The sequence below is a fragment of the Verrucomicrobiota bacterium genome (assembly GCA_019247695.1).
Lineage (GTDB): Bacteria > Verrucomicrobiota > Verrucomicrobiia > Chthoniobacterales > JAFAMB01 > JAFBAP01.
Map to the genome: position 1 here is coordinate 1 of JAFBAP010000122.1, position 7145 is coordinate 7145.

The 7145-nt window shown below is 60.4% G+C and carries 8 protein-coding genes; 2 read left to right on the forward strand and 6 right to left on the reverse strand.

The window, feature by feature from the left end; translation table 11 throughout:
- Nucleotides 1–240: 240 nt before the first annotated feature.
- The 5 genes from JO015_14750 to JO015_14770 all read right to left on the reverse strand — a co-directional run bounded on the left by JO015_14750 (nucleotide 241) and on the right by JO015_14770 (nucleotide 4754).
- Nucleotides 241–1038 (reverse strand): ATP-binding cassette domain-containing protein, encoded by a 798-nt coding sequence (locus tag JO015_14750; protein ID MBW0000356.1) that lies wholly within the window; start codon nucleotides 1036–1038, stop codon nucleotides 241–243.
- A 27-nt stretch (nucleotides 1039–1065) separates the two neighbouring features.
- A complete protein-coding gene (locus JO015_14755; GenBank protein MBW0000357.1) occupies nucleotides 1066–1800 on the reverse strand; it encodes an ABC transporter permease in 735 nt (244 codons plus the stop codon).
- Between the two features lie 2 nt (nucleotides 1801–1802).
- Nucleotides 1803–2504, reverse strand: coding sequence for an ABC transporter permease (locus JO015_14760; protein MBW0000358.1), 702 nt, complete (start codon nucleotides 2502–2504; stop codon nucleotides 1803–1805).
- 14 nt (nucleotides 2505–2518) lie between these two features.
- Nucleotides 2519–3304, reverse strand: a complete 786-nt coding sequence (locus JO015_14765) for an ABC transporter substrate-binding protein (protein ID MBW0000359.1) — start codon at nucleotides 3302–3304, stop codon at nucleotides 2519–2521.
- Nucleotides 3305–3389: 85 nt separating this feature from the next.
- Nucleotides 3390–4754 carry an MHS family MFS transporter gene (locus tag JO015_14770; GenBank protein MBW0000360.1) on the reverse strand — a complete coding sequence of 455 codons (1365 nt, stop codon included), beginning with the start codon at nucleotides 4752–4754 and terminating at the stop codon, nucleotides 3390–3392.
- A gap of 318 nt (nucleotides 4755–5072) precedes the next feature.
- Here JO015_14770 and JO015_14775 point away from each other — a divergent pair, with 318 nt between their 5' ends.
- On the forward strand, nucleotides 5073–5582 hold the full coding sequence (locus tag JO015_14775) for an SIMPL domain-containing protein (protein MBW0000361.1): 510 nt from the start codon (nucleotides 5073–5075) through the stop codon (nucleotides 5580–5582).
- A gap of 43 nt (nucleotides 5583–5625) precedes the next feature.
- Here the strand turns inward: JO015_14775 and JO015_14780 are convergent, their stop codons facing one another.
- Complete coding sequence (locus JO015_14780; GenBank protein ID MBW0000362.1) at nucleotides 5626–6000, reverse strand: hypothetical protein; 375 nt, start codon at nucleotides 5998–6000, stop codon at nucleotides 5626–5628.
- 443 nt (nucleotides 6001–6443) lie between these two features.
- On the opposite strand from JO015_14780, the gene JO015_14785 reads away from it, so the two are divergent.
- The gene (locus JO015_14785; protein MBW0000363.1) at nucleotides 6444–6815 is read left to right on the forward strand and encodes a hypothetical protein; all 372 of its coding nucleotides are present in this window, start codon (nucleotides 6444–6446) and stop codon (nucleotides 6813–6815) included.
- Nucleotides 6816–7145: the final 330 nt, after the last annotated feature.

Below are 7145 nucleotides of genomic sequence, written 5' to 3' on the forward strand. Positions count from 1 at the left end.
CTGATTGAATCCGTCGGTGTCACGCCAAAGCGGCGGCACGCAAAGCAGGCACCAGAGCGACGGCAGGAGCAACACGATTTGCCAGAGCCAGGCGCGGGACCTTATGGAGAATGCCACAAATGAGGAGAAGTGTCGGGTAACGGGTAATGGGTGGCGGCCACGAGCTTGGGGGAGAGCCGCCCATGTCAAGCTTAGAATTTAGTCTTCCCGCCGTGGCTCGCCGTGTTCGCCGTGTGAACCTCAGTCGTTGTGCCCGCCAAACCCGCTGTGCCCGCCGTGTGACCGGGCGAGAAACTGCCGGAGCCGTTCCGTCCGCGGCCGGACCAGGAGGTCTGACGGAGGACCTTCCTCCTCAACCCGGCCCTGGTGCAGAAACAAAACCCGGTTCGAGACCTCCCTGGCGAAACTCATCTCGTGGGTCACAACAATCATCGTGCGGCCCTCGGCCGCCAGTTGGTGCATGACCTTCAGCACCTCGCCAACCAGTTCCGGATCCAAAGCCGAGGTTGGCTCGTCAAATAACATCACCTCGGGATCCATCGCCAACGCTCGCGCGATGGCGACCCGTTGCTGCTGGCCGCCGGAGAGGTGCGCCGGGTACATCCGCTCCACGGACGGGCTCAGGCCGACGCTCTGGAGGAGTTCACGAGCCCGGGCCACCGCGTCACGCCTGGGCACGCCCAGAACATGGATGGGCGCTTCAATCACATTCTCGAGTGCGGTCAGGTGCAGCCACAAATTAAAGTGCTGAAACACCATCGCCAGGCGGGTGCGCAACTTACGAAGTTCGTTCGGGTTGCTGGCGGTCAAGCGGCCCGCCCGATCCCGCGTCAGGTTCAATTCGCGCCCATCCAGCAGGATGCGACCGGCATCCGGCAACTCCAAGAGGTTGATGCAACGCAGCAACGTACTCTTCCCGGAACCGCTGGAGCCGATGATGCTGACCACGTCGCCCGCGGCCGCGCGCAATGAAACTCCGCGCAACACTTCGTTGGCCCCGAAGCTTTTGTGGAGATCTTCAACCAGCAATTTTTCCATACGCCGGCCCGTTTCGCGGGCGTTTCGTTAAGGCTTGGTGCGATTGGCATCGGGTTGGACCGGGCGCAAGTGGGCGAGCCACTTTCGCTCTGCCCGGTGAAACATCCAGACCAACGCCAGCGTAACCGCCAGGTACAAGAGTGCGGCCAGCCCATACGCCACAAACGGCAGGTAATAATCGGAGGCGGCGTTGCGTGCAACTTTTAGCAGGTCCGTGATGGTAGCCGTGCTGGCGAGCGTCGTTGCGTGCAGCATCAGGATCACTTCGTTCGAATAGGCCGGGAGCGCTCGCCGCAGCGCGGACGGCAGGACAATCCGGCGGTACAGGACGAAGCCGGACATCCCAAAAGCCCGGGCCGCTTCCACCTCGCCCTGGGGCGTTGCCTTGATGGCCCCGGCAAAAATTTCGGTGGTGTACGCCGCCGTGTTCAGGGTGAACGCCAGCAACGTGCAGTTGAATGCGTCCTTGAAGAACGCATTGAGCATCGGCGTCGCCCGAACGGCTTCAAGGCTGTAGAGGCCGGTGTAGCAAATCAGGAGTTGCACGTACAGGGGTGTGCCTCGAAAAAAATACGTAAACAGCCAGACGGGCGCAGCCAGCCAGGGACGGGTCGACACCCGCATGATGGCGAGGGGCAAGGCGAGCGCGAAGCCCAGCACGACTGAGGCAACCGTCAGCCAGAGGGTAACCACCAGCCCGCTCCAATGGCCGGGAGAACCCCACAGGTATTGCTGCCAGTACTGCTGCAGAAGCTCCATCATCATCACGTGAGCGCCTGGAAGCCGCGCGAGAAACGCACTTCCAACGCATGAAAAACCAGGTGGGAAAGGGTGGTCAGGCTCAGGTAGATCAACGCGACTGCCATCAGAAACGTAAATGCATGATACCCTCCCTTGGTGCTCGTGCCGGTAATCGCGTCCTGGGCAGCCCTGACGACGTCGTGCAAGCCGATGAGCGACACCAGGGCGGTCGCTTTGAGGATGACCTGCCAATTATTGCTGATGCCGGGCAGGGCGAAACGCATCATCTGCGGAAAGATGATCCGGAAAAACGTCCGGCGGCGCGTCAGCCCGAACGCCATGGCTGCTTCCCATTGACCCCTGGGGACGGCCAGCACGGCCCCGCGAAACGTTTCGGTGAAATAGGCGCCATAGATGAACCCGAGAACGGTAACCCCGGCCACGAAAGGGTCGATGTCGAACTGCGGCTGGCCGAGTGCATCGGTTACACGGTTAAGCAGGTCCTGGAAGCTGTAATAGAGCAACAGCATCAATACCAGATCCGGCACCCCGCGAACCACCGTGGTGTACAACCGGGCCGGTACTGCCAGGCGCCGCCGGCCCGACAACTTCGCGGCAGCCCCGATCAAACCTAACGCAAAGGAGAGCGCCAGCGAACCTAACGCCAGGGTGATCGTCTCGACGGTGCCGGCCCACAATTGGGGGCCATAACCTTCCAGCAGCACGGCAGCTTACCGGTTCAGGGTTGCGGCCCGGTGGAAGGATCAAAATCGAAATACTTTGCGGCGAGCTTTTGGTACGTGCCGTCTTTTTTCAGATCGCCCAGCGCCTGGTTCAGGGCGTTTTTAAGGTCGGTGTCCGTTTTACGAACCCCGATCGCCGCCGCGGCGCCCAGGATTCTGTCATCCTTGATCTCCGGTCCCGCGAACGCGAACCCCTGACCCTGCGCCGTCTTCAGGAAGCCAAACTCAGCCTGGATCAAATCCTGCAGCGCCGCGTCGAGGCGACCCGACTTCAGGTCGGCGTACACCTGATCCTGAGTCTGATAGGAGATCACCTTCACTCCCTGGGGTTCAAGGTAAGTGCGGGCGTAAGTCTCCTGCACCGTGCCCTGCTCGACGCCGATCGACTTGCCCTTCAACGAATCCGCCGTCGGCTGGAGGCTTGAACCCGCCTTCGCCACCATGCGGGTCGGGCTGTAAGAAATCCGGTCGGTGAAATCGATCTGTTGCTGCCTTTTCTCAGTCACAGACATGTCCGACAGCACCGCATCGATTTTCCGGGCCCGCAACGCCGGGATCATGCCGTCGAAATCGTTTTCGACCCACTCGCACCGGGCATTCAACTTCGCGCACAAAGCCTTTCCGAGGTCAATGTCGAAACCGACCAGTTCACCGGTAGGCGCTTTCGACTCGAACGGCGGGTAACTGGGATCGACGCCGAAGCGGATCACTTTCCAATCTTTACCTGATGCAACCGTTACCGCGGCTGCCGCGACCAGCCAGACGAGAGTGAAAAATTTCATAACCTTTGCCACGTGTCCTGAGGTACCGACCGGGCAGGGTATACCGTCTGACGGACCACTTCCCAAAAAGAAATGTTGAAATTCGTTACCTCGGCCTGCCCGGATTACCCGCTGACGGCATATCCCCGCGCAGTCCATATTCGCGGGATACGTCTTCACCCGAGTAATCCTTCATAAAGACAACGGCGACGAAGGCGACCAGCGCGCAACCGGCGAGATACACGGCGATGGCCGTGCCGGATTTATAGGTCGCGAGAAGCCACGCGGCGATCAACGGCGCCGGGCCGCCGGCAATGATTGAGGCGAGTTGATACCCGATCGAAGCGCCGCTGTACCGCAGCCGGGGTGTGAATTGTTCGGCGATCAATGCCGCCTGGGGGCCGTAGACCGCCGAGTGAGCGAGTGCCCCGAGCAGCACCGCGGCAAAAACCGACGCCGGGGTCGCTAATCCCAACAACCAGAAAAAAAGGAAGCTGACGACCACATTCAGGCCGGCGCCGATCAGGTACATCCGTTTGCGGCCGATCCGGTCCGACAGGTGGCCCGCCAGCGGCACCAGGAAGAACTCGACTACGGAGAATGCCAGGATTGCGTTGAGTAACAACTCCCGTGGGAGTTTTAACCGTTCAACCCCGTAGGCGAAGATGAAAGCGGTGAAGATGTAGAATGGCGTTTGTTCTGTCAGGCGCGCCAGGGCCGATAGAATGATTGATCCCGGCTGCCGCTTAACGACCTCGAGAACGGGAGCCTTCTCGAGTTTCTTCTCCTCAACCAGCCTCGAGAAAGTCGGTGTCTCCGCTATGCCCAGCCGGATCCAGAGCCCGATCACGACAAGAACGCCGCTCAGCAGAAAGGGCATCCGCCATCCCCACTCGAAGAAATGATTTCCGGAGATGGCGCTGAAGATCAGTACCGCCAGGTTAGACAGGAACAAGCCCGAGGGAACGCCGAACTGCGGCCAGGAAGCGATAAATCCCCGGTTGCCGAAACTTTTGGTCCACTCCATGGCAAGCAGAACTGAACCGCCCCATTCTCCGCCGACGCCCACCCCCTGAATGAAACGCAGCGCGGTAAGGATGACGGCGCCCCAGATGCCTACCTGTGAATAGTTCGGCACGAAGGCGACCAGCAACGTCGCAATCCCCATCAGCAGGAGCGTGGAGACCAGCGCAGCCTTGCGCCCGATCCGGTCGCCGTAATGCCCGAAGATTGCTGCGCCGATCGGACGCGCCACGAAGCCGACGGCGTAAATCAAGAACGCTTGCAGGGTACCGACCAGCGGATCGGACTTCGGAAAGAACTCTTTTGCAAAAACCAGTCCGGTGACTGTGCTGTAGAGGAAGAAATCATACCATTCAATGGCCGTTCCAACCGTGCTCGCAATCACGGCTCGGACCAGCATTCTCCGGTAAGTCGCATCCGCCTGGGGTAAAGGGTTTGCTGTAGCCATGATTTTAGGGGGGAACGGTCGAGCCTCGGGACGAACCGGCATCGCGCCCCGGGACTAACAACTTTCTGCAGGATACATGAAGTGTTAGTCTGCCGCCAAGCGGGAAGCGGGTTCGGCGCGCGTCACAACAATTTCTCCCGGTTTTCATCATTTCGCGGCAATCCGGGCCGTCCGGGTGTGAGCTTCTGAACTTCATCCGCATTTGCCCGCGCGGGGCCTCATCCCGGCCGTGAACCCTCCCGGCATTAAACCCGGCGGTGGTTGCGCCGATTTTGGTCGGTGGCTTCGCTTGCAGGCCGGTATGCCGATTCGTTTCCCATGATTTTATCACCATCACTGTCGCCAGTCACTCAGTCGTTTACATCCGGGCAGGATCCGGACCAGCTCGCTGCAGCCGGGGACCAGATCGTCCTTACGTTGCATCTGGTCGCGTCCGCACCGGCGTTTGGCGACGCGACTCGGATCCTTGATCGGAAGATCGCCTCTTTGGGAGACGAAATGGAGAAAGAGGGGTTCCGCCGGCTTGACCTTAAGGCCGGCCATTACGAACTGCGCGAAAGGCGGCAGGCGCGCTCTGGAACCGATACCGCCGCGTTCAGAGTATCCCGCCGCCTGCGGTTGGAACTTTCCGCCGACCATGCTCTGCTCGACCGGTTCATCGCCGCGATCACCGCGTCTTCGGCTGAACCGGCGTTGAGTTTGACGTTCATCGGCCCGGATAACGCAACGATGCGAACCGGCATTCCGTCACCGGCCGTTGCCAGGGCCCTGAGGCACGCCGAGGCCATGGTCCGGGCCGCGGGACTCAGCCTGGCGAAATCAGATTAGCGGGAATGGGCCGGACGCCCGGGGGGCTTCCGGCGCATTCTCGCTAAGAACGCCGGGCCCTCAGAAAAGGGTGGTTCGGGTCACGACGGTAAAGGTCTAAAAACTCGATGATCTTTACAAGCTGATCGTCCCTCTCGGCGCTGGTTTCAAGGTCTTCAACCACTGCCGTAAACCTGGAACGGAAGTGCGCCCAGGCACCGCTGGGTACATAACAAATCACCGTCGGGTACTCGCCATGCCCAAGGTCCACCGCGCAAAAGTCACGCACAAATTTCCGGGGCTGACGGTAGAGGCCTGCGCGTTTGAGGTGAACGGTCAGCGCCGCTTCGTGGCTGCCGAGGTCTGACGCCATCTTCTGGAAAGCAGCCGGGTCTGTGACGATCTGGGCAACCTCAGTTGCCACCGCATTCGCGCTCATGTCTCGATTCGTTTCCGGCGACACGTGTCATTCCGGCGCCGTAGTCACGCCGTCACCGGGAATGGCAGCGCCATCCTCTGGTCCACTCGGGCCAGGCAGTTGTTTTCCGGCGCAAATTCCATTGTTCGATGGCAGCGCCGCCTTTTCTGTTCCGGGACGTTGAGCTTGTCAATGCCCAAATGGATTTCCAGCCCGCTTCGCCGCATCCGCCAACCTGGCCGGGCCATCTTCCGGAGAGAAAACGCAAACGCGTATCTGGCCGAAGCTAAGATCCAAGGGAACGCGCGAAAATCACAATTGAGCCTGCATCCTTGCGAATTACAATTACAAGGTCCATGTCGCGAAAATCCAGAAAAACAAAATGACATGCTTCGCAAACGGCCCCTTCGGCGCCGCGGAAAGCGGCGAAGGCGCCGGCGGTTCGCCGCCAGCGGGATCCTGAGATGAACATCACCTTGCGCCACACCCCGCCCGAGTTTGAAAAGATGTCCGGGGTGCTGCTTAAATTTGCCGAACCGCTCCTGGATCGCTCCGCGCCGATCGACGAATTACGGGGCGCCCTGCATTTCGCGATGCTCATCTGGAATTATTCGTTGCTTCCGGCAGAGGCACGGGAACGGGGGTTGCCCAAAGGATTCACGAAGGATTTATGGCAAGAAACTGTGGCTCAGCAGCTTCTGGAACGCAAAGCTCAGCTTTTTCCCAATAACCGGCGGATGCTCTGTGACCTCCAAGTTTTCAAGGACGACGGTCATTTGCGCGTCAGCGTCGTCTCTTTGGCGCCACCGGAATCGCCTCGTGACGAAATCCGGTAGAACACACGGTCACACCACGGGCACACCGCGGGCACAGCGAAAAGGCGGGCACGGCGCAAGAGTTCACACGGCGAACACGGCGAGCCACGGCGAACACGGCGGGAAGAGGAATTACAAGCTTGACAGGGGCAGCGTTCTACCACGATTGCCCCGACACCCGACACCCGACACCCGACACCCGTTACCCGTTACCCGTTACCCGTTACCCGTCCGCCCGGACCTTGATCTCAGCCCGTCCGGGCACGATTGTGCCCGTATGCGGGAGCATTTCCGCCAACCCTTCTACCAGCTTTTCGGCGCCTTCTTGTGCCTCGCCAGTACCGGCCCGGG

Coding starts and splice junctions, on each gene's coding strand:
- JO015_14750 (MBW0000356.1), bottom strand. CDS start 1,038: ATGGAAAAATTGCTGGTTGAAGATCTCCACAAAAGCTTCGGGGCCAAC.
- JO015_14755 (MBW0000357.1), bottom strand. CDS start 1,800: ATGATGGAGCTTCTGCAGCAGTACTGGCAGCAATACCTGTGGGGTTCT.
- JO015_14765 (MBW0000359.1), bottom strand. CDS start 3,304: ATGAAATTTTTCACTCTCGTCTGGCTGGTCGCGGCAGCCGCGGTAACG.
- JO015_14770 (MBW0000360.1), bottom strand. CDS start 4,754: ATGGCTACAGCAAACCCTTTACCCCAGGCGGATGCGACTTACCGGAGA.
- JO015_14775 (MBW0000361.1), top strand. CDS start 5,073: ATGATTTTATCACCATCACTGTCGCCAGTCACTCAGTCGTTTACATCC.
- JO015_14780 (MBW0000362.1), bottom strand. CDS start 6,000: ATGAGCGCGAATGCGGTGGCAACTGAGGTTGCCCAGATCGTCACAGAC.
- JO015_14785 (MBW0000363.1), top strand. CDS start 6,444: ATGAACATCACCTTGCGCCACACCCCGCCCGAGTTTGAAAAGATGTCC.